At 52.0% G+C, this 24,559-nt stretch carries 26 protein-coding genes, 4 tRNA genes and 1 pseudogene; 24 read left to right on the top strand and 7 right to left on the bottom strand.

Annotation, left to right across the window (positions count from 1 at the left end; genetic code table 11):
• Window positions 1-493: 493 nt before the first annotated feature.
• From ACYZYZ_RS08470 to ACYZYZ_RS08435, 8 genes and pseudogenes are all read left to right on the top strand, one after another.
• A pseudogene (locus ACYZYZ_RS08470) lies at window positions 494-700 on the top strand (aspartate-semialdehyde dehydrogenase); the annotation flags it as partial.
• Window positions 701-754: 54 nt separating this feature from the next.
• On the top strand, window positions 755-3,139 hold the full coding sequence (pheT, locus tag ACYZYZ_RS08465; RefSeq protein ID WP_461483948.1) for a phenylalanine--tRNA ligase subunit beta: 2,385 nt from the start codon (window positions 755-757) through the stop codon (window positions 3,137-3,139).
• Window positions 3,140-3,144: 5 nt separating this feature from the next.
• Complete coding sequence (gene ihfA, locus ACYZYZ_RS08460; RefSeq protein WP_305169211.1) at window positions 3,145-3,447, top strand: integration host factor subunit alpha; 303 nt, start codon at window positions 3,145-3,147, stop codon at window positions 3,445-3,447.
• The gene (locus tag ACYZYZ_RS08455; RefSeq protein ID WP_305169210.1) at window positions 3,428-3,784 is read left to right on the top strand and encodes a MerR family transcriptional regulator; all 357 of its coding nucleotides are present in this window, start codon (window positions 3,428-3,430) and stop codon (window positions 3,782-3,784) included. The genes ihfA and ACYZYZ_RS08455 overlap by 20 nt, the downstream gene beginning before the upstream one ends.
• Before the next feature lie 65 nt (window positions 3,785-3,849).
• A tRNA-Pro gene (locus ACYZYZ_RS08450) sits at window positions 3,850-3,926 on the top strand.
• Between the two features lie 311 nt (window positions 3,927-4,237).
• A complete protein-coding gene (gene galU / locus ACYZYZ_RS08445; protein WP_461483947.1) occupies window positions 4,238-5,173 on the top strand; it encodes a UTP--glucose-1-phosphate uridylyltransferase GalU in 936 nt (311 codons plus the stop codon).
• A 51-nt stretch (window positions 5,174-5,224) separates the two neighbouring features.
• Window positions 5,225-6,577, top strand: coding sequence for a phosphohexomutase domain-containing protein (locus ACYZYZ_RS08440; protein WP_461483946.1), 1,353 nt, complete (start codon window positions 5,225-5,227; stop codon window positions 6,575-6,577).
• Window positions 6,578-6,647: 70 nt separating this feature from the next.
• The gene (locus ACYZYZ_RS08435) at window positions 6,648-7,571 is read left to right on the top strand and encodes a TIGR01777 family oxidoreductase (protein ID WP_305169207.1); all 924 of its coding nucleotides are present in this window, start codon (window positions 6,648-6,650) and stop codon (window positions 7,569-7,571) included.
• On the opposite strand, the gene thpR is transcribed toward ACYZYZ_RS08435, so the two are convergent.
• Together thpR and queD are read right to left on the bottom strand one after the other, a co-directional pair.
• Entirely contained in the window at window positions 7,568-8,095 is a 528-nt protein-coding gene (gene thpR / locus ACYZYZ_RS08430) for an RNA 2',3'-cyclic phosphodiesterase (RefSeq protein ID WP_461483945.1), read from the bottom strand. The genes ACYZYZ_RS08435 and thpR overlap by 4 nt on opposite strands.
• Window positions 8,096-8,100: 5 nt before the next feature.
• On the bottom strand, window positions 8,101-8,457 hold the full coding sequence (queD, locus tag ACYZYZ_RS08425; RefSeq protein WP_461483944.1) for a 6-carboxytetrahydropterin synthase QueD: 357 nt from the start codon (window positions 8,455-8,457) through the stop codon (window positions 8,101-8,103).
• A gap of 124 nt (window positions 8,458-8,581) precedes the next feature.
• On the opposite strand from queD, the gene ACYZYZ_RS08420 reads away from it, so the two are divergent.
• Window positions 8,582-8,657 (top strand) — tRNA-Val (locus tag ACYZYZ_RS08420).
• 19 nt (window positions 8,658-8,676) lie between these two features.
• Window positions 8,677-8,753, top strand: a tRNA-Asp gene (locus tag ACYZYZ_RS08415).
• A 233-nt stretch (window positions 8,754-8,986) separates the two neighbouring features.
• Here ACYZYZ_RS08415 and waaC read toward each other — a convergent pair.
• Window positions 8,987-10,039 (bottom strand): lipopolysaccharide heptosyltransferase I, encoded by a 1,053-nt coding sequence (gene waaC / locus ACYZYZ_RS08410; RefSeq protein ID WP_461483943.1) that lies wholly within the window; start codon window positions 10,037-10,039, stop codon window positions 8,987-8,989.
• 116 nt (window positions 10,040-10,155) lie between these two features.
• Entirely contained in the window at window positions 10,156-10,767 is a 612-nt protein-coding gene (locus ACYZYZ_RS08405) for a 2OG-Fe(II) oxygenase (RefSeq protein ID WP_461483942.1), read from the bottom strand.
• 232 nt (window positions 10,768-10,999) lie between these two features.
• On the opposite strand from ACYZYZ_RS08405, the gene ACYZYZ_RS08400 reads away from it, so the two are divergent.
• The 3 genes from ACYZYZ_RS08400 to ACYZYZ_RS08390 are packed head-to-tail and all read left to right on the top strand — an operon-like array spanning window position 11,000 to window position 13,690.
• Window positions 11,000-11,845, top strand: a complete 846-nt coding sequence (locus ACYZYZ_RS08400) for an ion transporter (RefSeq protein ID WP_305169201.1) — start codon at window positions 11,000-11,002, stop codon at window positions 11,843-11,845.
• A 3-nt stretch (window positions 11,846-11,848) separates the two neighbouring features.
• Window positions 11,849-13,324, top strand: coding sequence for a cardiolipin synthase (gene cls, locus ACYZYZ_RS08395; protein WP_461483941.1), 1,476 nt, complete (start codon window positions 11,849-11,851; stop codon window positions 13,322-13,324).
• 54 nt (window positions 13,325-13,378) lie between these two features.
• Window positions 13,379-13,690, top strand: coding sequence for a hypothetical protein (locus tag ACYZYZ_RS08390; RefSeq protein WP_305169199.1), 312 nt, complete (start codon window positions 13,379-13,381; stop codon window positions 13,688-13,690).
• 14 nt (window positions 13,691-13,704) lie between these two features.
• Here the strand turns inward: ACYZYZ_RS08390 and ACYZYZ_RS08385 are convergent, their stop codons facing one another.
• Window positions 13,705-13,911, bottom strand: a complete 207-nt coding sequence (locus ACYZYZ_RS08385) for a CopG family transcriptional regulator (RefSeq protein WP_305169198.1) — start codon at window positions 13,909-13,911, stop codon at window positions 13,705-13,707.
• A 126-nt stretch (window positions 13,912-14,037) separates the two neighbouring features.
• Here ACYZYZ_RS08385 and ACYZYZ_RS08380 point away from each other — a divergent pair, with 126 nt between their 5' ends.
• A complete protein-coding gene (locus ACYZYZ_RS08380; RefSeq protein WP_461483940.1) occupies window positions 14,038-14,979 on the top strand; it encodes a SulP family inorganic anion transporter in 942 nt (313 codons plus the stop codon).
• 115 nt (window positions 14,980-15,094) lie between these two features.
• On the opposite strand, the gene ACYZYZ_RS08375 is transcribed toward ACYZYZ_RS08380, so the two are convergent.
• A tRNA-Leu gene (locus ACYZYZ_RS08375) sits at window positions 15,095-15,181 on the bottom strand.
• A 203-nt stretch (window positions 15,182-15,384) separates the two neighbouring features.
• Between ACYZYZ_RS08375 and rnr the strand changes: the two genes are divergently transcribed.
• From rnr to ACYZYZ_RS08360, 3 genes are all read left to right on the top strand, one after another.
• The gene (gene rnr, locus ACYZYZ_RS08370; protein WP_461483939.1) at window positions 15,385-17,838 is read left to right on the top strand and encodes a ribonuclease R; all 2,454 of its coding nucleotides are present in this window, start codon (window positions 15,385-15,387) and stop codon (window positions 17,836-17,838) included.
• A gap of 49 nt (window positions 17,839-17,887) precedes the next feature.
• Window positions 17,888-18,658, top strand: coding sequence for a 23S rRNA (guanosine(2251)-2'-O)-methyltransferase RlmB (gene rlmB / locus ACYZYZ_RS08365; protein ID WP_305169180.1), 771 nt, complete (start codon window positions 17,888-17,890; stop codon window positions 18,656-18,658).
• Window positions 18,659-18,738: 80 nt separating this feature from the next.
• Window positions 18,739-19,365 (top strand): CDP-alcohol phosphatidyltransferase family protein, encoded by a 627-nt coding sequence (locus ACYZYZ_RS08360; protein WP_461483938.1) that lies wholly within the window; start codon window positions 18,739-18,741, stop codon window positions 19,363-19,365.
• On the opposite strand, the gene ACYZYZ_RS08355 is transcribed toward ACYZYZ_RS08360, so the two are convergent.
• Window positions 19,362-19,523: a DUF3012 domain-containing protein gene (locus tag ACYZYZ_RS08355; protein ID WP_305169178.1), complete on the bottom strand. Its 162-nt coding sequence runs from the start codon at window positions 19,521-19,523 to the stop codon at window positions 19,362-19,364. The two genes, ACYZYZ_RS08360 and ACYZYZ_RS08355, sit on opposite strands and share 4 nt — an antisense overlap.
• Window positions 19,524-19,723: 200 nt before the next feature.
• Between ACYZYZ_RS08355 and rpsF the strand changes: the two genes are divergently transcribed.
• The 7 genes from rpsF to panD all read left to right on the top strand — a co-directional run bounded on the left by rpsF (window position 19,724) and on the right by panD (window position 24,502).
• Complete coding sequence (rpsF, locus tag ACYZYZ_RS08350) at window positions 19,724-20,179, top strand: 30S ribosomal protein S6 (protein WP_305169177.1); 456 nt, start codon at window positions 19,724-19,726, stop codon at window positions 20,177-20,179.
• 3 nt (window positions 20,180-20,182) lie between these two features.
• A complete protein-coding gene (rpsR, locus tag ACYZYZ_RS08345; RefSeq protein WP_305169176.1) occupies window positions 20,183-20,410 on the top strand; it encodes a 30S ribosomal protein S18 in 228 nt (75 codons plus the stop codon).
• Between the two features lie 43 nt (window positions 20,411-20,453).
• On the top strand, window positions 20,454-21,287 hold the full coding sequence (locus ACYZYZ_RS08340) for a hypothetical protein (protein ID WP_461483937.1): 834 nt from the start codon (window positions 20,454-20,456) through the stop codon (window positions 21,285-21,287).
• 47 nt (window positions 21,288-21,334) lie between these two features.
• Complete coding sequence (gene rplI, locus ACYZYZ_RS08335; RefSeq protein ID WP_305169174.1) at window positions 21,335-21,784, top strand: 50S ribosomal protein L9; 450 nt, start codon at window positions 21,335-21,337, stop codon at window positions 21,782-21,784.
• Window positions 21,785-21,877: 93 nt separating this feature from the next.
• Window positions 21,878-23,236, top strand: coding sequence for a replicative DNA helicase (gene dnaB, locus ACYZYZ_RS08330; RefSeq protein WP_305169173.1), 1,359 nt, complete (start codon window positions 21,878-21,880; stop codon window positions 23,234-23,236).
• 27 nt (window positions 23,237-23,263) lie between these two features.
• Window positions 23,264-24,109, top strand: coding sequence for a pantoate--beta-alanine ligase (gene panC / locus ACYZYZ_RS08325; protein ID WP_305169172.1), 846 nt, complete (start codon window positions 23,264-23,266; stop codon window positions 24,107-24,109).
• A gap of 12 nt (window positions 24,110-24,121) precedes the next feature.
• Window positions 24,122-24,502, top strand: a complete 381-nt coding sequence (panD, locus tag ACYZYZ_RS08320) for an aspartate 1-decarboxylase (RefSeq protein ID WP_305169171.1) — start codon at window positions 24,122-24,124, stop codon at window positions 24,500-24,502.
• Window positions 24,503-24,559: the final 57 nt, after the last annotated feature.

Here is a 24,559-nt window from a genome sequence, read left to right as displayed (position 1 = left end):
GCGCGGCGAGTGAGGCTGTAACCTTACAAACAAAAATAGACACAGAAAACGAATTGAACGCAATCTCTAGCATTGACACACCTGACATGCTGGGAACGGATTGCCACTAATATTATGAACGCGAAACGGATTATCACAGCGTTGGAAAACGGGGCTCATGCAATTACCTTCGCCGCCGTTTCAATCACACAAGCACAAAAAACAAACCTAGTGCTTGCCCTCTCGATCGTCTTAGGGGCATTTTTGGGGGCCAGCGCTGTTCTATTACGCGCTGCGATTGCCAATCGTCGCAACGCCACTGCCTGACCTGCAACAATTACCAATTGCGTTTCGATTTTTAGGTTGATAGTACCGCGCTAAATATTAGTGGCGTGTTTCATTGGCACTCTGCAAATTTTTAGCACTTGATCAGGTGGTTTGCAGGACTGAACGAAAACGCCGGCAACAATTGGGTGGCACAAGGGGCCGCCCTCTTTTGTAGGGAAAGACAATTATGGCAATCAAACGTGTTGGTTTCGTTGGCTGGCGTGGCATGGTGGGATCGGTTCTTATGGACCGTATGCGAGAAGAAAACGACTTTGCACATATCGACGAAGCGGTGTTTTTCACGACATCCCAGACCGGTCAAATGGGTCCTGATATGGGAAATGGTGCCGCACCGTTACAAGATGCAAACGACATCAACGCGCTTAAATCAATTTTAAAACAAATAGTTACGCCGTTTATTTAAAGCTATTAATAGATTTGGTGACCAATGAAATTCAGTGAATCCTGGTTGCGGGAATGGGTTAACCCGGCGATTGAAACCACAGAGCTGGTGGCCCAATTAACCATGGCCGGCCTTGAAGTGGATGCGGTCGAACCGGTGGCACCACCGTTCAGTGGTGTGGTGGTCGGGGTAATTATTGCCGTTGAGCCTCACCCCAATGCTGACAAACTGAGAGTCTGTCAGGTGGCCGGTGGACCTGATGGCGAGGTGCAGGTTGTTTGCGGTGCCCCCAATGCCCGAGCTGGGTTGAAAATTCCTTTTGCTACAGTCGGCGCTCAGTTGCCTAACGACATGAAAATTCGCAAGGCCAAGCTGCGTGATGTGGAATCGTTCGGCATGCTCTGCGGTGAAGATGAGCTGGGACTGGGCGACAATGGTGAGGGTTTGTTTGAATTGCCTGCTGGCGCTCCGGTGGGTGCTGATTTGCGCGATTATCTTGGCCTCAACGATCAGCTGATCGAAGTGGATTTGACGCCAAATCGCGGCGACTGTCTGAGTCTTCGCGGTCTGGCCCGTGAGACAGGCGTATTGAATTCACACCCCGTCACGTCCCCTGATCTGACTCCGGTGCCGTCATCCATCGAGGATGTATTACCCGTCGAACTCCAGGCACCTGCGTCCTGCCCCCGTTATGCCGGGCGTGTTATTCGCGGCATCAACATCAAGGCTGAATCCCCGCTGTGGCTGCAGGAGAAATTGCGTCGAAGTGGCCTGCGCAGTATTGATCCTGTGGTGGATGTCACTAACTACGTGATGCTGGAGCTGGGCCAGCCAATGCATGCTTTCGATCTGTCCACGCTACAAGGCGGCATCGTGGTGCGTATGGCGGAACAGGGAGAAAAGCTTAAATTGCTTGACGGCTCCGAGGCCACACTGAACAGCGATACGCTGTTAATTGCTGACCGCGAAAAACCTCTGGCAATCGCTGGCATCATGGGTGGCGATGATTCATCGGTGAATTCGGAAACCGTAGATATCTTTCTCGAAAGTGCTTACTTTGACCCGATCGCAATTGCCGGTCGCCCTAGAAATTACGGGTTACACACGGACTCCTCACATCGCTTTGAACGTGGCGTGGATCCGCAGTTACAAGCTGCGGCCATTGAGCGGGCAACGGCCCTGTTAGTTGATATTGTCGGTGGTCAGCCTGGTCCCGTTGTTTCAGAAGCATCGCCAGCTCATCTGCCCGCAACCCCAGAGGTAGTGCTAACAAGTGCCAAGTTGAAGCAGCAGCTTGCCCTCGATCTGGAGGCTGGTGTGGTGCGAGAGATGCTGGAACGTCTCGGACTGGACGTGATCGCTGAAAATGATCAGGGTTGGACATGTGTCGTGCCCAGCTGGCGCTTTGATATAGCCATTGAGATGGACCTGATTGAGGAGGTCGCTCGTATCTACGGCTACAACAGGCTGCCGACGACCACGATCAGCGCTCATTTGCCGATTGCTGGTGGTGACGAAAAAAATATCTCCCTGTCACTGCTGCGTCAACAATTGACCGCGAAGGGCTACCGGGAGGCCATCAGTTATTGTTTTGTTGATCCCGAGGTGCAAAAACATCTCTCGCCAGGGCAGGAGAGTGTGGTGCTGGCCAATCCCATAGCTAGTGATATGTCCGTTATGCGCACGACTCTGTGGTCGGGTTTGTTGCCTGCGGTGCGTCGTAATCTCAATCGTCAGCAGAGCCGGGTGAGAATATTTGAGACAGGTTTGCGATTTGTTCCGGACGGCGGCCAGTTACAACAACAGCCGATGATCGCCGGTGCCATTACCGGAGCGCGTCAGCCGGAACGTTGGTCAAACAGCCAAGAAAGTGTGGACTTTTTTGATATCAAGGCCGATGTTGATGCCCTGTTACAGCAGGCGGGCAGTTACGGTGAATATCGCTACGTTGTCGAAAAAAATCATCCGGCACTTCACCCTGGGCAGGCTGCAAGTATAGAGCGGGAAGGTCGTCTTGTCGGTTATGTGGGGCGGATACACCCCCGGGTGCAGAAGGGGTTGGACCTTTCCCAACCAGTTTACGTATTTGAACTGCTGAGCACAGAGGTACTCGCCGGGCAGTTGCCAGCATTCGGTGGTATCAGTAAATTCCCTGAAGTACGACGGGACCTGGCGTTGATTGTTGACCAAGATGTGTCTGCTGAAGCGCTTTCGATGGCCGTTCGTCAGAATGCCGGTAGCTATCTTATTGACTTAAAGATATTTGATGTCTATCAAGGAAAAGGTATTGAAAACAATAGAAAAAGTGTTGGTATGGGCTTGACGTTCAGGGACAGTTCCCGCACCCTTACCGAAGAAGAAATAAATGGGGCTGTTGAAGACGTGGTTAACGCCATGAAAGAGCAGTTTTCAGCAAGCCTCAGGGGATAGGAAACATGACGGCACTGACAAAAGCTGAATTGGCAGAAATGCTTTTTGAGGATCTGGGTCTTAACAAGCGGGAAGCGAAAGAAATTGTCGAATCCTTTTTTGAAGAGATCCGCACTGCTCTGGAAAGTAACGAGCAGGTGAAATTATCCGGGTTTGGAAATTTTGAGTTGCGTGACAAAAAGACCAGGCCCGGTCGAAATCCGAAAACCGGTGAGGAAATACCCATTTCAGCGCGTCGTGTTGTGACGTTTAAACCGGGACAAAAACTGAAGGCGAGAGTGGAAAGCTATGCTGGAACCGAGCAATAACGATCAGTTGCCGCCCATCCCCGGCAAGCGCTATTTCACGATTGGTGAAGTCAGCGACCTCTGTGATGTCAAACCCCATGTTCTTCGTTACTGGGAGCAGGAGTTTCCAAATCTCAGTCCGGTAAAACGTCGGGGAAACCGTCGTTACTACCAGCGCCAGGATGTTATTCTGATTCGTCAGATTCGCTCGTTGCTCTATGATCAGGGCTTCACCATTGGTGGTGCCCGGCAGCGCATGAATGGTGATGATGCCCGCGTTGAAGCGACCCAGGTACGCCAGTTGATTGATCAGACCGTGGGTGAACTGGAAGAGCTGCTAGGCGTACTGAAAGCCTGATTTTATTCTTGAATTGTCAGGCGCATTCGGTATTATGTGCGCCTCTTTGAGCACCCATACTCATTCGGGGCGTAGCGCAGCCTGGTAGCGCACCACACTGGGGGTGTGGTGGTCGTCGGTTCAAATCCGGCCGCCCCGACCAAATTTCCTTTCTTTCCTTGAGCTATTTCCGGTTTTGCACCTTAAGAAGATCGACTGGCTGCATTGTGGAGTGGCAGTTCCTCCCGGTTTTGCTTCTCAGTATATTCATTAAGAATTAAACCAGTAAAAATCATCCAATTAGATAATCTCTATTGTTGTGTGATATTCGCTGTGGTTACTACATGGTCAACTGCTAAGTTTGCCCAAGGGTTTATAGAGGCTCTGGGTTGAATGTGATAACGTTTCCCGTAACAGATGCTCCGTAAAAACCAAGGAATTCTGTGCAAATCACTAATATGGATTTAGTCTGATATGACCTCAAACGAAGTAACCAGGGCCGTAATTCCCGTGGCCGGCCTGGGCACGCGTATGTTGCCTGCCACAAAAGCCATTCCCAAAGAAATGTTACCTGTCGTTGATAAGCCGCTCATTCAGTATGTGGTTAATGAAGCCATTGCTGCGGGTATCACGGAAATTGTTCTTGTCACTCATGCCAGTAAAAACTCCATTGAAAACCATTTTGATAGTAGTTTTGAGCTGGAAGCTCAGCTGGAAGCTCGGGTCAAACGGCAATTGTTGGATGAGGTACGTTCCATTGTGCCTCAGGAAGTTACCGTCATTTCGGTGAGGCAGCCCTATGCCAAGGGACTTGGTGATGCCATCAGTTGTGCACGACCGGTGGTTGGTGATCAGCCTTTTGCCATTCTGTTGCCGGATGTGTTGGTGGACCAGTATCGTGCAGACCTTCACCAGGACAACCTGGCGGCCATGGTGCAGAACTATCAGTCTACGGGCCACAGCCAGATTATGGTTGAGGCTGTGCCCTGGGAGGTGGTTAACAAATACGGGGTGGTGGATTGTAAAGGCGTCGAGCTGATGGCCGGTGGTGTAGCCCGCATTATGAAAATGGTCGAAAAGCCTGATGCCAAAATAGCCCCATCCAACATGGCGGTAGTGGGCCGCTATGTGGTTTCTCCTGCGATCTGGGAATTGCTGGCTAAAACACCCACGGGCGTCGGTGGAGAAGTTCAGCTTACCGATGCATTGGAGGAACTTCTGAAACAGGAAGAAGTTGAAGCCTACCGCATTGCTGGCTGCAGCCACGATTGCGGCAGTAAGCTTGGCTACATGCAGGCTAATATTGCTTACGCACTGCGACACAAGGATATTGGTGCCGGAGTCAGAGACTATCTGAAGAGCCAGGACCACGAGGAAAACGTACTGGCCATGGAAGATTCCCGTCAGTAATTTCACAGATACAACCCGCGCAGAACCGCGGGTTTTGCACATTTGGACGTTATGAAAATTAGTTGTTTTAAAGCCTATGATATTCGGGGCAAGCTTGAGGAAGAGCTCTCGACGGAAACGTTTTATCGCATTGGTAGGGCCTATGCCCGCTGGCTTCAACCCGAGACTGTGGTGGTGGGTGGTGATATTCGGACGTCAAGTCCGGCATTGAAAAGTGCCCTTGCCAATGGCCTTCGAGACGAAGGGGTCGATGTGTTGGATATCGGTCTTTGCGGCACGGAAGAAATCTATTTTGCGACCGCTCACCTCAACGTCTCCGGTGGCATTATGGTCACGGCCAGCCATAACCCCATCGATTACAACGGTATGAAGCTGGTTCGGGAAGGTGCCCGTCCCATTAGTGCCGATACTGGGCTCAAGGACATACAAGCATTGGCCGAGGAAGGTGAATTCCCGCCGACACCCCTGGAGAAGAAGGGAAGCTACCGGCGTATCAGCTGTTCTGATGACTATATCGAGCACTTGTTGGGTTACGTGAATACGCAACAATTACGGCCCCTGAAAATTGTTGTCAATGCCGGGAATGGCGCGGCCGGGCCAGTGCTGGATGCATTGGAAAACCACTTGCCCTTTGAGTTGATAAAGGTCAATCACGAGCCCGATGGCACCTTTCCTAATGGCATTCCTAACCCGCTGCTGGATGAGTGTCGGCACCATACCGGTGATATGGTGAAATCCTCAGGTGCTGATCTCGGTCTGGCCTGGGACGGGGATTTTGATCGCTGTTTTCTGTTTGATGAAACCGGCGCATTCATTGAGGGTTATTACATTGTCGGGTTGCTGGCCGAAGCCTTTCTGCGCAAGCACCCCGGTGAAAAAATCATTCACGACCCTCGGCTGATCTGGAATACACAGTCCATTTGCCGGGAGTTTTCTGGCGATGCGATTGAGACCAAGTGTGGCCATGCCTTTATCAAGCAGACCATGCGCGAAAAGAATGCGGTTTATGGTGGAGAAATGAGCGCCCATCACTATTTTCGGGATTTCTCCTACTGCGACAGCGGCATGATTCCCTGGTTGTTGGTTGCAGAACTGTTGTCCACAAGCGGACAGCCCCTTTCCCAGATGGTTGCCCACAGAGTGTCTGAATACCCCTGTTCCGGGGAGATTAACCGCAGTGTTGATGATGCTGCTCGGCTGATGGCATCTCTTAAAGCCCGCTTCTCTGATCAGGCGGTTCAGGTGGACGAGCTGGATGGTCTCAGTATGGCCTTTACAGATTGGCGCTTTAACCTGCGTAGCAGCAACACGGAACCGGTGGTGAGGTTGAATGTTGAGGCAACAGACTCACAACTGATGCAGCAGAAAACCCGCGAGTTACTGGATCTGATCGGCAGCGAATAACGTATCGGCCCTTAACGTATTGACTAGACTGTCAAGGACGGCAGTTCAAATTCGTATTGGGAGATATGTCATGCAAGACAAAACTGTTTTGGTTACCGGCGGAAGTGGCTTTATCGGCACTCACTTCTGCCGTGCTGCCGTTAAGAAAGGTCTCAGGGTTATCGTACTGAGCCGAAACCCGGATAAAGCCCGCTCGAGCTTGCCGACTGTCACTGTCATCAGAGACCTGTCAGATATTCCCCAGGACCAACCGATCAATTTCATCGTTAACCTGGCTGGTGAGCCCTTGGTCGCCGGTCGCTGGAATGCAGCCCGCAAACAAGCCTTTTTGGACAGCCGCGTTGGCATTACTGATCAGCTCTACGATTATTTCAAGCAAGTTGAAACACCGCCTGAAGTGATGGTGAGCGGTTCTGCGGTGGGTTATTACGGCCCCCATCGGGACAAGGTGCTAGATGAGTCTGGAAAACATACCGATAGTTTCTCCCATCGACTGTGCTCGGCCTGGGAGCACAGCGCCTCCCGGTTTGAATTGCTGGGTACCCGGGTTTGTTACCTGCGCACAGGCATCGTATTGGGGGCGGGTGAAGGGGCACTCGCGCGGATGCTACCCCCTTTCCGGTTGGGGTTGGGTGGACGGTTGGGTTCCGGTACACAGTGGATGCCCTGGGTGCATATCAATGACGAGGTGGCGATTATTTTTCACTGCCTGAAACGCCGTGATCTACACGGTAGTGTGAATGCCGTGTCACCCAACCCGGTGACCAACCAGCAATTTACCCGGGCATTGGGCAAGGCATTACATCGTCCTGTCATTTTTCCAATGCCGGCGCTGGTGGCAAAAATACTGTTTGGGGAGATGGCCAGTGAGTTGTTGTTAACTGGCCAGCGAGCCGTCCCGAGAAAACTACTGGAGTCGGGTTACCACTTTCGTTTTCCCGAGTTGAGCCTTGCGCTTTCAGAGATTCTCGGCAACGGGGAGTCTGAAGCTTAAAGCAAGGGCTGCGTTGCCAGGGAGTGATAAGTGACGCCTCCGTCAAAAAACACTGTTTCAAATAATGCCACTGATTTAACTACCATTACGATGGCTGGGGATATAGCGACTGTAGACCAATTTCCCCGGTGAATTTTCCCCAAGGTGATATGCGGTCTGTAATCCCGTTGCTTCAACGCAAACCCCCGAGTCGTGAGTGCGCTAGCCACCCGGTGATGCAATTGTTTCAGAGGCATGCAGTCGGTCGGTAATGCCACGATATGTCGTCCCCTGTCATCCGGGAAACGCTGCATTGAATGCAGTGTTATTTCAAATGCAGCGGCGTCGATTCTGTCTATGACTTCAATGGCCCTGTGGGTTTGTTCTTCTGTGTGGTGGCCGAGAAATGTCAATGTGAGATGGCGGTTTGTCGTGGGAATCCAGTGGGCATGGGGAAAAGAGACGCAGTAGGGCGCGAGCTGCTTGTTGGTCTCCTCTGGTACCGGCAAGGCGATAAATAGACGTCGGTAACCGGAAGGTGCCACGGCCGTTAGTCACCTCGGTAAATACAGCCGGAAGTACAGGTTTCCCGAATTTCCACCTGGTTCAGCAGGGGCATAGAGGGTTTCAGCTCATGCCAGATCCAACGGGCAATATTTTCGCTGGTGGGGTTTTCCAGCCCGGCGATCTCGTTCAGGTAGCGATGGTCGAGGCGGTCATAAAGTGGTTTGAAATAATCTTTCAGCTCACCGAAATCCATCACCCACCCAGTGTCTTTACCGACCTCACCGCTGAGATAGAGTCGTACATGGTAGGAATGACCATGCAAGCGGCCACATTTATGTCCCTCCGGGACATTGGGTAAAAGATGAGCAGCTTCAAAGGTGAATTCCTTGAAAATTTCCATGATTTTTCCGGTCTGAATAGCAGGGTGCCTATGTTAATTTGCCAGTCCCGGACTGTATAGCAAATCGCCCCCTGAAATGTTTGACACAGACCGATAATTCGGTAGAATGCGCGTCTCTTTCGAGGGGTGGTTAGCTCAGTTGGGAGAGCGACGGCCTTACAAGCCGTAGGTCACAGGTTCGACCCCTGTACCACCCACCAATTTATAGAAAGGTTTCGCGGACCGGTAGTTCAGCTGGTTAGAATGCCGGCCTGTCACGCCGGAGGTCGCGGGTTCGAGTCCCGTCCGGTCCGCCATTATTTAGAAAAACCGCCCAATCTGGGGGGTTTTTTTATGGAAAAAGCTTTGCCGGGACGAGAACCCGTGAAGTGGGTCGACCGATTTGCGCAGCAAATCAGGGCGCCGGAGGAACGACGGCGGGGTTTACCCCGAGCTCCCGTAGGGGGCGAGTCAGTCCCGTCCGGTCCGCCATTATTTAAAAAGCCACCCTTTGGGTGGCTTTTTTTATTCCTGAATTATCGCTAAAAGATTAGAGCTTTTCTTTTACCCTTTGCCATTCGCTCCAGACCTGTTGTGCCGTAAAGGATTTGAGGCACTGGGCCTCCGGTCCTTTGTAGTGCTGATAGGTACAGGAGCGCTTGTAGCAGGGTGTGCACTCAAATCCCTGAGCGGAGAGATGCACTGAGTGTTTGCCGTAGGCACCGATCAACGCGGCATCTGTGGGCCCGTAGAGAGTCACCATAGGTACTTCCAGAGCTGCGGCTATATGAGCCAGTCCGGTATCGACACAAATGGCACCAGACGAGTGTGACAACACCGAGGCGATATCGGTTAGGGGTAGACGTGGTAAGACGGTGGCGTGATCAAAACCTTCAGCCAGAAGTTCGGCTTGTTGGCGTTCCCACTCTGCGCCCCAGGGAAGAAGGACATCAAATCCTTCTGAACCGGCCAGTTCGATTAATTGGCGCCAGTGCTCATTGATCCAGCATTTATTGTCCCAACTGGCGTTGTGAACAAAGACCAGATAGGGCCGAGAGGGCAGTTCAACGCTCGGTGACGGCCACTCGGCATATTTCGCTCCATCGCCAGTCAGCAGAAAGTCCGGCTTGGTGTCTGGCAATTCATAACCCAGAACCTGGGAAAAGAGCTGTCGCCAGCGATCAATCGCCAACTGATTTTTGGCGATGGCATAGGTCTGATTGTAGGCAAATTGTGCGCCGAACTCTCGTACGGAGGATCGGTCCGGGCCACACTTCAAGCCTCTGGTCAGCCAGGTCACCAAAGAACTTTTTAGGTTGCTCTGTGCATCGATAACAATGTCGTACTCGACCTGTCGCAATTCTCTGGTAAAGCGGGTTAACTCGCCACCAAAAAAGAAATTGAAGAGATTTTTACGCCAGCGTCTGTGAGCTGTTTTTATGGTGTTACGTACCGTGGGGTGCCAGGTGGGAATTTCGGCAAAGGCTTCATCCACTGCCCAGTCAAATTGAATGCCGGGGATTGCCCGCTGGGCGTCGGTGAGGGCGGGCAGTGCCTGCACGAGGTCGCCCATGGAGCTTAATTTTACGATGAGTACTTGCATCAATGATCAACTGTGTTCAGCTTGCCATACTGAAAGCTGTAGGTGTTAAGGCGCTTCATCTGTCGGGTGTTGTGGTGTGGGAAGCATTGCATAACCCGGAGTAACGATACTGGTGGTTATGAAAAGATTTTTTTCAGCTTGGCGCTCAAGCCATGAAAGAAACTATGTTTTCCCAATGCGGCTTTACTCACAAGATAATTCATCTGGATAGAGCGGCGTTCGCCCACCACCGGCTTATGACCGTGCCAACAGTTGTCTGTCACCTTAAATGCCATCATGGTGCCAGCCTTTGGGGCAATTTCCTCAACGTAATCTTCGATATCGGTCCCGTTGCGCAAAACGCGCAAATAACCGCCTTCATTGGCCCAATCTTCATTAAAGTAGAACAGTACGGTAATGATCTTGGTTTTGGAGTCAGTGTGAATGCGGCCATCTTTCTGACGCATGACACCTCTCACTGTGAACATGGTGGGTGAGTCGGCTAAATCTACATCAAATTTGGCTTCAATGGCAGACCTGAACTGATCGCTGTTGAGCTCGTTGATCAGTGCCTCGAAACCAGGGCCACTCTCGATTTCCGCGACGGGTATGCTGCCGGGGTGCTGTATCACCGGAAAATCTGACAAGACCTTCTGCAACGTCCCTTCTTCGAAAGCGTCCGTTAGTACCAGGTAAGGGTAGGGGTCGTTTTTCAGAGTTGTTTCTTGGAGGGCAGAATATCTAAGCATATCAGGATGATAAATCCGGTCGGTGGCGGGTATGCAATGCTAGCATAATCGGCAGATAGCACCCAAGCAGGCAGAACCATCTGACTGATACAAATCAAGGTTTGAGGTTGAGCCTTCCTTTAGGTGGTGGAGCCTGTTTTACTACTCAAATAGCGTTGGTTTTATTAGCATGGGCTTCACGGGGTTTTCGGCCATCTATAATCGAACATAATCAGGGAGATGGATCGCACCAATGAATTATCAACAACTGCGTGAAAAGCTTTACCAGATCATTTTTGGCACAGATACACCCCTGGGGCAGCGTTTTGATATTTTTCTAATCTATGCCATTTTGATCAGTGTGCTGGCGGTTATTCTGACCACTGTAGATGCCTTGAATAGCCGGTATTCCACCACCTTTTTCGTGATTGAATGGTTTTTTACCGGGCTTTTCACCATTGAATACGCACTGCGTATATTCTGTTCCCCCAACAGGCCGAAATACCTGTTTAGTTTCTACGGCATTATTGATCTGGTCTCTATTATCCCGTCCTATCTGGCGTTGATGATTACTGGTGCCCATTACCTGATGATTATTCGTCTGGTGAGGGTGTTGCGCATTTTCCGGGTACTGAAGTTAGTGCGTTACCTGTCCGAAGCCGATGTGTTGATGCGTTCTCTACACCAGGCAAGGCGTAAGATTTTTGTGTTCTTCAGTGCAGTACTGGTACTTAGCACGTTGTTCGGCTGTCTGATGTATGTCGTCGAGGGCCCTGACAACGGTTTTAGCAGTATCCCCATCAGTATTTACTGGACCATTGTGACGATTACCACCGTGGGCTATGGAGATATTACGCCGCATACCGTAATCGGCCAGTTAATCTCAACGCTGGCGATGCTGACCGGTTACTCCATAATTGCCATTCCCACCGGGATTATCACGGCAGAACTTGCTAACGAAATACAGCGCGAGAAGTCCCTGTATCCCTGTCCTAATTGTGTCAAGGCCGGCCATGACCGCGATGCAATTCATTGCAAATGGTGTGGCGCGAGCCTAGGTACATTGGAAGAACGCCACCCGCCCACAAAGGAACTCTAGCCAGTGAATCACTGGTACCTGGACGCAGTGCAGAGACTTTCCTCTGGTCTGGAGCAGTTATCGGAGTTCTGGTTGTTGCTGTATGTGCTGATGGAGATCATCGGCATTATCTTTGCGCTTGAATCTATTTTTAAATCTCGAACTTCCCAGGGGGCAATCGCCTGGGCACTAGGCCTGGTCTTCCTGCCTCCACTGGTGGTGCCCATATATCTGTTGTTCGGGCAACGGCGCTTTTATGGCTACGTTGAAGCGCGGCGCAAGGGAGATCTAGAGATCCAGCGTATCGCCCAACGACTTTTGGCAGAAATGACTCAGCACTTCAGTTTGCCAGGTGAATTGCCCGCGGGTATGCAGCTGCTGGAAAAGCTGGCCCTGATGCCATTTACCCAGGGAAATCAGGTGAGTCTGCTGATTAACGGAGACCGCATTTTCAGTGAAATTTTTGCTGCTATCGACCGGGCGGAAAATTACATTCTAGTGCAATTTTATATTGTTCGAGATGATCAGCTGGGTAGAAAACTTCTCGAGCGGCTGGCTAAAAAGGCACAGCAGGGAGTCAGGGTTTATTTTCTGTACGATGCCATCGGCAGTTTTAGTCTTACCCGCCGTTTTTTGCGGCAATGTCGCAAATCCGGCATTGATATTCAGTCATTCCACACCTGGCGTTGGTTCCGGCGACGCCGCTTTCAGGTCAATTTTCGCAATCATCGCAAGATCGTTGTGGTGGATGGACATGAAGCCTATGTGGGGGGCGCCAATATTGGTGATGAGTATTGCAATGCCCATCGCCACCTATCTCCCTGGCGCGATACACACCTGAAACTGGAAGGTCCTGCAGTGCAGGGCGTTCAACTGTCTTTTATGGAAGATTGGCACTGGGCCACCGGGGATGTGCCGGCAATGAACTGGCACCCGGCCGGGGTTGATGGTGACAAACGGGTATTGGTGTTACCCACCGGGCCTGCTGATCTCCAGGAGTCCTGCCAACTGATGTTCCTGCATGCGATTAACAGCGCCAATCAGCGCCTGTGGATTGTCAGCCCTTATTTTGTGCCTGATGAATCTATCGTCAAGGCCCTCAAACTGGCTGTGCTCCGGGGGGTGGATGTTAAAGTGATGCTGCCCGGCATAACGGACAACCGCGTGGTGCAGTTATCCTCCTATGCGGTGCTTATGAGTCTGCGTTTTTCTGGCGTAAAGGCTTACCAGTATCGTGAGGGTTTTTTACACCAGAAGGTTGTGTTGGTAGATGATGATCGTGCGTATGTGGGTACAGCCAATTTTGACAACCGCTCCTTCCAATTAAATTTTGAAATCACCGTCATGATCCGAGACAAGGTTTTTGCGGGGCAGGTTGAACAGATGCTGGAAAACGACTTTCTCTGTTGCGAGGAATTGAGTGCCGCTGAACTGGAGCAGCGCAGCCTGCTGTTCAGGGCGACGGTAAAGCTTGCACAATTATTTTCACCAATTCAGTAGTTGTGCAAAAAATAGAGTACGATAGCGACTCTGCAAATTTGGATGGAAAATCCTATGTCACTGTTCTCGGAACTGTTAGGCGATTGCTCCCCGTACATCTTTAATCTGGTTTACGATATCGATGTTCGGATGCTGTTTATTGAGTGCCTGGATGATCCATCTGATGAAGAACCGTCGCTGCGTATCGTGTTTCCCGAGGTGACAGCGTACGCGGAGAGTAATCAGGCAGATGCGATGGATGATGAGCTGATGGATGACCTGGTGAGTATCGACTGGACCAATGAAAACCAGGTGACGATCTTGACGTGTAAAAAGGAAATTGTGATTGATATGACCGGAGCCCCGTTTACCGAAGAAATCGAGTAATCCCCGGCAGGGCGTTATTCCGGGGTCTCTTCGTTCTCTTCGTCCTCTGGCCCAAATACTTCTTCACGCCAGTTGGGGCCTACATTGTGCTCAATGTATTCACGGATGAGCTGACGAACCTTCTGGGAAGGTGTAACATCCTCTTTCGAGCAAAGCCTTTCAAAGGTTGCTTTCTTCTTCGGATCGATCAGTAACGTCAATCGGGCTGTACGGTTTTCCATAGGTGTGATCCACCGGTATCATTATTCTGTATGTTAATTAAGTTAACATTCTTCTGACAGCGTGTGATCGTAATTTGTCTGCGTGTTAATCTCAACCCTTAATTTCATCCAAGCAGCGTAATCAATATGGCTCATCGAGCACACCTGTTTTCCCTTAAGCTTGGTCATGGCTTGCGCACTGCGCTGGCGACTGAACCTTACACAAAAAACCGCTTGCTCAGTGATGCCATGGCTGGCATTACTGTGGGTATCATCGCGATTCCCTTGGCGATGGCATTGGCCATTGCCAGTGGGGTTGCCCCCCAGTACGGTCTCTACACTGCCATTATAGCCGGCCTGCTCATACCTTTGGCCGGTGGTTCCCGTTACAGCGTTTCCGGCCCCACGGCAGCATTTGTGGTAATTCTTTATCCTGTCGCACAACGGTATGGATTGTCCGGGCTGTTGGTGGCCACGGTCCTTGCTGGCTGCATGATGGTGATTATGGCCTTGTTGCGCCTGGGACGCTATATCGAATATATCCCCGAGTCAGTGACCCTGGGTTTTACAGGGGGGATTGCGGTAGTCATTGCCACCCTGCAGTTAAAGGATCTGTTAGGACTGCAGGGCATTGTTATGCCCTCTCATTTTCCAACAGACAACATCTATAAGTTTCTAGCAACTTTTGGCTTGGTGCTAATGGTTAGCTCACTGACTTTGTTGATCTATACCTATCAGGCAACGAATGATGTAGCTTTTAAAAATGCATCGGCAATATATGATTTGGATATTAGCAATAGACCTGACGAAGATAAGAAAAGAAGAGCGAAGCTCCTTAACCGGGAAGTTGAAATTACAGTAACCAATCGAAATGTCGCGAAGTGGTTCTTTTCAGGTCTATTTGGTCTTGGCTTTTTAGCTTCTATCGTTGGCTTCGAACGATGGTACAAATATATACAACCAGAGCACGATCGGGCGATAAAACTGCAAAACCAAAAGTTAGAGTTAGAGTTAGAGTTAGAGTTAGAGCTGGCCTCCCTTAACAAGTTAAGCCAGCAGGACGCGCAAAATACGCGCGCCCCTGCTTGAAGCGTTAGGCAACAAAACAACTTCAAGTCACAGTTTGAGGTCAGCTTGGTTGAAGTTCGATGATAGGCCGTAGTTGGAGTTCGTGTTGCTGAGAGTCAGCAATGAGATATGAGAATGGTGCCCAGGAGAGGACTTGAACCTCCACCCCCTTGCGAGGACCAGCACCTGAAGCTGGCGTGTCTACCAATTTCACCACCTGGGCATTCCGAGGAGCAATTGCTGCTCTTTCAGAGGTGGCGAACTATAGTGATCGTTCCTGCGATTGTCAATTATCGACAGTAAAAATATCCCGTTATCTTCGTTGTCTTACATGCCTTCGTCGGTACGAAAATCATTGGCTTGTGTGCCGGTATCTGCTGTTATGATATATAAACCTGAGCTGTTTCCTCCTGTTAGAGAGATTGAATGAAAAAACATGTTCGTAATGACCCTCATGCCGAGCGCGAGGCTGCCAAATACGACCGACCCATCCCCAGCCGTGAATATATTCTCGACTTCCTCAATGAGAGTACCGGCCCTCTGACTTACGAAGAACTATGCACGGAATTCGGCATTCAGGACGAGGATGCCCGTGAGGCGCTGCGCCGCCGGTTGATCGCCATGGAGCGTGATGGCCAGACAGTGCGCAATCGCCGCCATGCTTATGGCTCTCTGGACAAAATGAACCTGATCAAGGGGCGGGTCGTTGGACACCCCGAGGGTTTTGGTTTTGTGATTCCATCCAGCGGGGGCGATGATCTGTTCCTCTCCAGTCGCCAGATGCGACGGGTCATGGATGGCGACGAGGTCTTGGTCAGAATTGCCGGCTGGGACCGTCGCGGTCGCCCTGAAGGTTCTATTGTGGATGTGGTGGAGCACCACACCACCACGCTGGTTGGTCGATATTTTGTAGAAAGCGGCATTCATTTTGTCCGCCCCGATAACCCCCGCATGACCCAGGACATTCTGATCCCCACGGAGCAGCGGAGTGAGGTTGAGCCCGGGCAGATTGTGGTGGTTGAAATTACCACTTTCCCAAGCCGCAACAACCTGCCTGCAGGACGTGTGGTCCAGGTGCTTGGAGAGCACCTGGCGCCGGGTATGGAAATTGATATTGCCATTCATAATTACGGTATACCCAATGCATGGCCTGACGAGGTAATTGCCGAGGCTGAGGCCATTCCAGAGACGCTGTTGCCGGAAGATGGCCAGTACCGGGAGGATTTGCGCCAGATGCCGTTCGTTACCATTGACGGTGAAGATGCGCGGGACTTTGATGATGCGGTCTTCTGTGAGCCGCGCCGTAATGGGTGGCGTTTGCTGGTGGCTATTGCTGATGTGTCCCATTACGTTCAGGTGGGTAGTCCCCTTGATCGGGAGGGTTATCAACGGGGTAATTCCGTGTACTTCCCCCAGAACGTAGTGCCGATGTTGCCGGAAAAGCTGTCCAATGGCCTGTGTTCGCTGAACCCGAATGTGGACCGTCTGACCATGGTCTGTGATATGACACTGGATAACGGTGGCAATATCACCAAGTACCAGTTTTATGAGGCCATCATCCATTCCCACGGGCGGCTGACATATACTCAGGTTGCCGCCATGATCGCCCAGCGGGGCGATCGGGATAGCGGTGTTCGGAAACAGTTCCACGCGTTGACGGCACATGTGGACCACCTGCATGAACTTTATTTGATGTTATTGCAATCCCGAGAGGTTCGCGGTGCCATCGACTTTGACAGCCGGGAAACACGCATTCTGTTTGATGCTGAGCGCAAGATTCAGCAGATCATTCCCTCGGAACGCACAGAAGCTCACCGCCTGATTGAGGAATGTATGCTGTGCGCCAATGTGTGCGCGGCCAGCCTTCTGCAAAAGAGCAAACTGCCGGCGTTATACCGGGTTCACCAGGGGCCTCGCCAGGAAAAACTGGCAGACCTGAGAGAATTTCTGGGCGAGCTGGGGCTGGGTTTGCCGGGTGGCGATGAGCCAACTCCCAAGGATTTTCAGAGGGTTTTACGACAGGTGGCGGGGCGCCCAGATGCGGGCGTAATTCAGACGGTGATTCTGCGCACCATGAATCAGGCGGTTTACGATCCGGAGAACGAGGGTCACTTTGGCCTCAACTACCCGGCCTACACGCACTTTACCTCGCCGATACGCCGTTACCCAGACTTGTTGGTGCACCGGGCAATCCGCTACCTGATCCGCAAGAAAGGGCGAGCCAGCCACGTGAAAAAGGTGGACGGCGCCCCATTGCTCAAATCCGCTCAGATTTATCCCTATGACGAAGCCTGGATGGTAGGTGCTGGTGAACATTGCTCCATGACGGAGCGCCGTGCCGATGAGGCTACCCGTGACGTGGTCAACTGGTTGAAATGTGAGTATCTGTTGTCTCGGGTTGGCGAGGAATACAATGGCGTCGTGGTTTCGGTTACCGGTTTTGGCCTGTTTGTCCAGCTCACGGAATTGTTTATCGAGGGACTGGTACATATCACCGGCCTTCCGAAGGATTATTACTATCATGAGGCAGCGCACCACCGACTGGTGGGCGAGCGTACCAAGCGTGTATTTGGTCTGGGTGACAAACTGCTGGTGCGAGTCAGCAGGGTAGACCTGGATGAAAGAAAGATCGACTTTGACCTAGTGGAAGAGAACCGCCGAAAATCCAGAAAAGGCGTAACGGTGACCCCCAAGGCTCTGGAGATGGCGGTTGAACATGAGCAGGAAAGAACACGCCGTCAGCCCCGAGGAAAAAAACGCGCCACTTCCGGTCAACCCCCGGGGAGCACACCGGCATCCAAACCAGGTAAACCGAGACCTAAAAAAACGGGGAAATCCAGCAGTTCCAGGCGACGCAAGTCAACCGCCAAAAAGCGCTAGTGATGGTAAGCAAAAAGAACCGGGGCACCGGTTAAAGACGAGTTAAATAATGGCAAAAACAGGACAGGAGCAATCCCAGGCCCAGGGGCAGTGGGTTTTTGGTATGCATGCGGTGCAGGCAATATTGAAAACCTCCGCAGACAAGGTGCGGGCCTTGAAAGTCATGAAGGGGAGGGATGATCAGCGTCTGCAGAAACTGTTAAACCTGGCGGACATGCATAGCATTGAGGTGCTACGTGTGAGTCGCAAAGAGCTGGATCAGTTGACTGAAGGCGAGGGCCGCCACCAGGGCGTTGCCGCATTCTGCGAAAGTGGCGACATTCAGGACGAGCACTTTCTTTTTGGGTTGCTGGAGCAACTTCAGGTGCCGCCTTTCCTACTTGTGCTAGATGGTGTTACCGACCCCCACAACCTGGGGGCCTGCCTGAGATCTGCAGATGCAGCGGGTGTGCAAGCTGTGATCGTGCCTAAAGACAATTCCGTGAGCCTAACGCCAACCGTGCAGAAAGTGGCCAGCGGTGCTGCTGAAACAGTCCCCCTGATTGTCGTCACTAATCTGTCGAGAACCCTGAAGCAGTTGCAGGAAAAGGGTCTGTGGATTGTGGGCACTGCTGGCGAGGCAGACAGCCTGGTTTATCAGGCGGACCTGAACGGGCCGCTGGCGATCGTGATGGGTGCTGAGGAAAAGGGCTTGCGGCGGCTGACGCGGGAGCACTGTGATGTGCTGGTCAAACTGCCGATGGCTGGTGCGGTCAGTAGCCTGAATGTCTCTGTGGCTGCGGGTATTTGCCTGTTTGAAGCGGTGCGCCAACGACACTAACGACCGTGCCTTAGTGAGGAGAAACCCCTATTAACCGCCGTCGTCATCAAATTCCCCAGCGGGTTCTGGAGAACAACCAGATGGCCACCCGAAACCTGGTGTTGAATTTACCCAATGTGATCAGCGCTCTCCGGGTAGCGTTGATGCCGGTTTTGGTCCTTCTGGCGCTGGAGCAGAAAGTGATTCCCTTTCTGGGGGTGTTGGCTTTTTCACTGTTCAGCGATTGCCTCGATGGCTATCTGGCCCGTCGTTTAGGGCAGGTTACCGAGCTGGGGACGCGCCTGGATAGCTGGGCAGATCTGAGTACCTATGCTGCCATGTTGATGGGATTGAAAGTATTGTGGCCGGAGGTTTTTGTCCGAGAAGCCGGTTATCTGGTGGCCGCATTCAGCGCCTGGCTGGTGCCTCTCCTGGTGTGCCTGGCCCGATTCCGGTGTCTGCCGAGTTACCATACCTGGAGTGCAAAGCTGGTAGCCATTTTGTTGGCACCGGCTTATTTCGTGGCGGTGATTTGGGATAGCTCCCTGTTCCTGCGCGGGGTGTTGCTTTTTTATCTTTGGGTGGCTTTCGAGCAGCTGGTGATTACTTGTATCCTGCCCCACTGGCAGAGCAACGTGGCTGGATTCTGGCGTGCTGCAGCCGTGGCCCGCGGCAGCCAGCCCCTGGAAGAGCTGGCTGCAGGTCAAAGCGAGGGAAGTTCACCTTAGAAAATACAGTGCTTGGTGAAGTCGGCGGCTTCGTTGGCAGTCCACTCACCCTTGGGTTTTTCCTTCATGTCATTGCACCAGGCTTCACTGCCAACCTTGGCGCAACCAGCCAAAGACAGTGAGAAAATGGCGGCCAGCAACAGGGTAAACTTTTTCATCGATAACTCCTTTCCATAAACGTGCGTGAAGGCTGAAATCATAACTGCTCAGACTTCGCACTCCTAGTCTATAAGTGCCTGAATTTTCCTTGAAATTACAGTTTCATCCCCGTAGAATGCCCGCCCTTGGTCTACTTGGGCCAAGACACTCCTTGCTGCACCGCATGGGGCGGGCAGCTACTTACCCGTAAGGAGGCACAATGCGTCACTACGAAATCGTTTTTATGGTTCACCCGGATCAGAGCGAACAGGTCCCCGGGATGATTGAACGCTATACCGGTACAATTAATACCGGCAATGGCAAAGTCCACCGTCTTGAAGACTGGGGTCGTCGCCAGCTGGCCTATCCCATCAACAAAATTCACAAGGCTCACTATGTTCTGATGAACATTGAGTGTGGTCAGGACGTTCTGGACGAGCTGAATTCTAACTTCCGTTATAACGATGCAGTTATTCGCAGCGCAGTGTTTAGCTGCGACGAAGCGATTACTGCCGAATCGCCCATCATGAAAGCCGAAAAGTCTGAAAGCCGTTCCGAGCGCCGCGAGCCTCGTCCGTCTGACAGCGAAGGCGTCACTGAGAAAGCAGATACTAAGTCAGAAACAGACGAAGAAACTAAAGCGTCTGCTGATGAAGCAACGGAAGAGGAGGAATAAGCAATGGCTCGTTTTAACCGTCGTCGCAAGTTTTGCCGCTTCAGCGCGGAAGGTGCCCAGGAGATCGATTACAAGGATCTGGACACCCTGAAACAATACGTTTCCGAAACCGGAAAAATCGTACCAAGCCGTATCACTGGCACTAAGGCCAAGTATCAGCGTCAGCTGGCTACCGCCATCAAACGTGCCCGTTTTCTGGCTCTGCTGCCCTACACGGACAGCCATAAGTAAGTATTGGTAAAACCAACCTATGCGCGCCTTGGCTGAATTTATCATGCGCGGGCGCCTGCAGGCGGCACTGGTTGCCCTGGTAGGCAGTCTGGTGCCGATGCTCAGTCCGGCAACGGTCTCTTTGGTGACCTTGAGCCGGGGCGTAAAAGAAGGCCTGTTAGTAATGTTGTGGGGTTTGTTGCCCCTACTGATGGCCTTTTACGGCAGCGCTATCAACCCGGTGATTACGCTGGCGACCATGGCAGGGCTGCTGGTCGTTGTGACGTCATCAGAAGTACTCCGTGTCACCGTGTCGTGGACGAGTACCTTGACGGTGATGATGGCGCTCAGTGCGCTGTCGGTTTTGTTACTGAATCTGTTGTTTGATAGTTCGGTAGCGAACCTGGAAGTGGCTGTGGCAAACATGTTCAGCCAGTTGCAAAAACAGGCAGGAGATTCGGAAGCGGCATTCATGCCGGGCCGGACATTCCTGTTGGGTGTGATTGGCTATGTGGTTGCACTAACTACCGTGATCAGTCTGATTCTGGGTCGCTGGTGGCAGGCACAACTCTATAATCCCGGTGGTTTTCGGGAAGAGTTCCACGCATTGCGTTTCAACCGCAATGTGGGCATAGCACTACTGGCCGGGGTGGCAGTTTGTTACCTGTCGCCGGAGGAATACGCCAGTTGGGCAGGCCTATTGGGTTTGCCGTTGCTGCTCAGCGGCATCGCACTCGTGCATCATACGGTGGCTTTCTACCAGATAGGTGCACATTGGTTGGCAATTTTTTACGTGGGCTTGTTAATGATAGGTCCCTTGAGTTTGATACTGGTCGGTTTGGGATTTCTCGACAGTGTCTTGAATATACGCGCCAGGTTGGCAGCGCGGGCCAAGTAGCTCTGCCACCCCGGTGATAACAGGTTATTAAAGAGAGGATATCCGAGATGGAAGTTATTCTTCTGGAGAAAGTCGGCAAGCTCGGCACAATCGGTGACAAAGTCAATGTGAAGGCTGGCTATGGACGCAATTTCCTGATTCCACAGGGTAAAGCGGTGTTCGCCACAGCTGAGAACCTGGCTGAATTTGAAGCCCGTCGTGCAGAGCTTGAAGCCGCTGCCGCCGAGCAACGCAGCTCTGCTGAAGCACGTGGCCAGCAACTGGCAGCGCTGGATGCCATTGTCATTGCCAGCAATGCCGGTGATGAAGGCAAGCTGTTTGGCTCCATCGGCACACGCGATATTGCCGATGCCATTACTGCGGCTGGTGTTGAAGTGACCAAGAGCGAAGTGAAGTTGCCTGAAGGTGCACTGCGTGAAACGGGTGAATTCGAAATCGACATCCAGTTGCACGCCGAAGTGACCCAGCCTATCAAGCTGACTATCGTCGCTGAGTAATTCGGCAGTTCCCTGCCGTTTCAGTATCGGTAACAATACGGCACTGCACTGTAATCAGCGCAGTGCCGTTTTTGCATTGGCGAGAGACAGTAGATGGTTGATGAAAGGGGAACCACAGAGCAGCAGCTCCCTCACTCCATAGAGGCGGAGCAGGCTGTGCTCGGCGGCCTGATGCTGAGTAATGGTGCCTTTGATACTGTCGCCTCGGTCATTTCCGAAAAAGATTTTTTTGCCAGCGATCACCAGCTGATTTTTGAAACCATGCGGCAGCTTTCTGCTGAGCAGAAGCCGCTGGATCTGATCACGCTTTCTGAATCCCTTGAAAACAACAGTCAACTGGACCATGTAGGTGGTTCGGTATACCTGGCTGAGCTCGCCAACAATACACCCAGCTCGGCCAACATCAGCGCCTACGCACAGATCGTGCTGGAACGCTCAATCATCCGCCAGCTGATTTCTGCCGCTAGTGATATCGTCAAAAAAGGCTACAACCCCCTGGGGTGGGACAGCAGCAAATTGCTGGCCGAAGCGGAACGCAAGCTCTCTGATATTATCCAGAATCGCCCCAAGCAGGGCGGTTTCCTATCGGTCAATGACCTGCTCAAGCAGGCAGTTGAACGCATTGATCAATTATTTAATAACGATGAAGACATCACTGGGATCAGTACAGGGTTTGATGACCTGGATGAGAGAACGTCCGGTTGGCAGCCTGCGGATCTGGTGATTGTTGCCGGTCGTCCATCCATGGGGAAAACCTCGTTTGCCATGAACATGGCTGAGCATGCTGTATTGAACCAGGATAAGCCGGTACTGGTGTTCAGTCTGGAGATGCCCGCCAGCCAATTGATCATGCGGATGATGTCCTCTCTGGGCAAAATTGATCAGACCAAAATGCGCTCGGGCAACCTGTCTGAAGATGACTGGCCCAGACTGTCCAGTGCGGCATCTAGACTGAAAGATCGCCCCCTGTATATTGATGATACCCCCGGCATTACCCCCATGGAGTTGCGCAATCGGATACGCCAGATTGCCCGTGAGCAGGGTGATCCCGGTCTGATCGTGGTGGACTACCTGCAGCTGATGAGCGGTAGTGTGCCGACGGATAATCGCACCAACGAAATTTCTCAGATCTCCCGTGAGTTGAAGACCATTGCCCGGGAGTTTAGTTGCCCTTTAATTGCGCTGTCTCAGTTGAGTCGTAATCTGGAACATCGCCCCAACAAACGCCCGATCAATTCTGACCTGAGGGAGTCCGGTGCTATTGAGCAGGATGCGGACGTCATTGTCTTTATCTACAGGGATGAGGTGTACAACGAGGACAGCCCCGACAAGGGCGTGGCAGAAGTGATTATCGGCAAGCAGCGTAATGGCCCGATCGGCACCTGCAAATTGGCCTTCCTGGGCAAATACACACGGTTTGAAAATCTCGCCCGGGATTATTTCGCCGAGTAATCCTCGTCTTATCTGTTCGGAAACCCCATGCAAATATTTCATTCCATACAAGGCCTCCGTCAATCATTGTTGCAGTTACGCCGTCAGGGCAAGCGCATTGGCTTTGTTCCCACTATGGGGAACCTGCACGATGCCCATATTGAACTGGTGAAGCGGGCGCAGCAGACCAATGATATTGTGGTCTGTTCAATTTTTGTCAACGGCCTGCAATTCGGTCTCAACGAAGACTGGGACAAGTATCCGCGAACCTTTGAAGATGATTGCGCCAGGTTACGTGCCGTAGGCTGTGACTTCCTTTTTCACCCGGATGATAACGAGATGTACCCCAATGGCCTGGATACCCAGACCCGGGTTATTTGCCCCACGATGACCGATGTGTTGTGCGGCGCCAGTCGTCCCGGCCATTTCGAGGGGGTCACCACTGTGGTCACCAAGCTCTTCAATATCGTGCAGCCGGACGAAGCGGTTTTCGGTATCAAGGACTTCCAGCAGCTGGCGGTAATACGTCGCATGGTTGAAGACCTCTGTATGCCGGTCGAAATTACCGCGGCTCCCATTCATCGTGAGGCGGATGGACTGGCCATGAGTTCCCGCAACGGTTACCTGACGGCAGAAGAGCGTCCCCGCTGCAACCAACTCAACCGCAGCCTGAGTTGGGTTGTTACCCAGATAGAGGCAGGCAACAGGGATTTTCCGGCACTGGAGGCGGAGGCGAAAAGCCAGATTGAACAGGCGGGTTTCAAAGTGGACTACGTGACAGTGTGTAACAGCAAAACACTGGAACTTGCCGCGGAAGATGACCAACAGATTACGGTGCTGGGGGCAATGTACACCTCCCATGCACGATTGATTGACAACATTTCCCTGACGTAGAGGAATACCATCATGTTGAGCACCATGCTGAAAGGCAAATTGCATATGGCCAGCGTTACCCATGCCGAACTTTGGTATGACGGGTCCTGTGCCATTGATGCCAACCTACTGGAATTGGCAGGTCTGCGGGAGTTTGAGCAGATTGACATCTACAACGTCAATAATGGTGAGCGTTTTACTACTTATATTATTCGCGGCGAGCCTGGCTCAGGCATTATTTCCATGAACGGTGCAGCCGCACGCAAGTGCCAGGTGGGTGACCGGGTGATCATCGCCACCTATGCCCAATATTCCGAGGAAGAGCTGGCCAAGTACAAACCCCGTCTGGTTTATCTGAATGCCGACAATACCGTCGAGCGGTCTGACAATACCATTCCCGTCCAGGCGGCCTAAAGTTTCGAGGCCCAATCCGCAGGCAAAAAAAACCGGTGGTTGTGGCCACCGGGAAAA

It is taken from the genome of Porticoccus sp., assembly GCA_023261185.1.
Lineage (GTDB): Bacteria > Pseudomonadota > Gammaproteobacteria > Pseudomonadales > Porticoccaceae > Porticoccus > Porticoccus litoralis.
The sequence above is the reverse complement of the archived record's forward strand: the minus strand, read 5'-3'. Positions and strand labels throughout refer to the sequence as shown.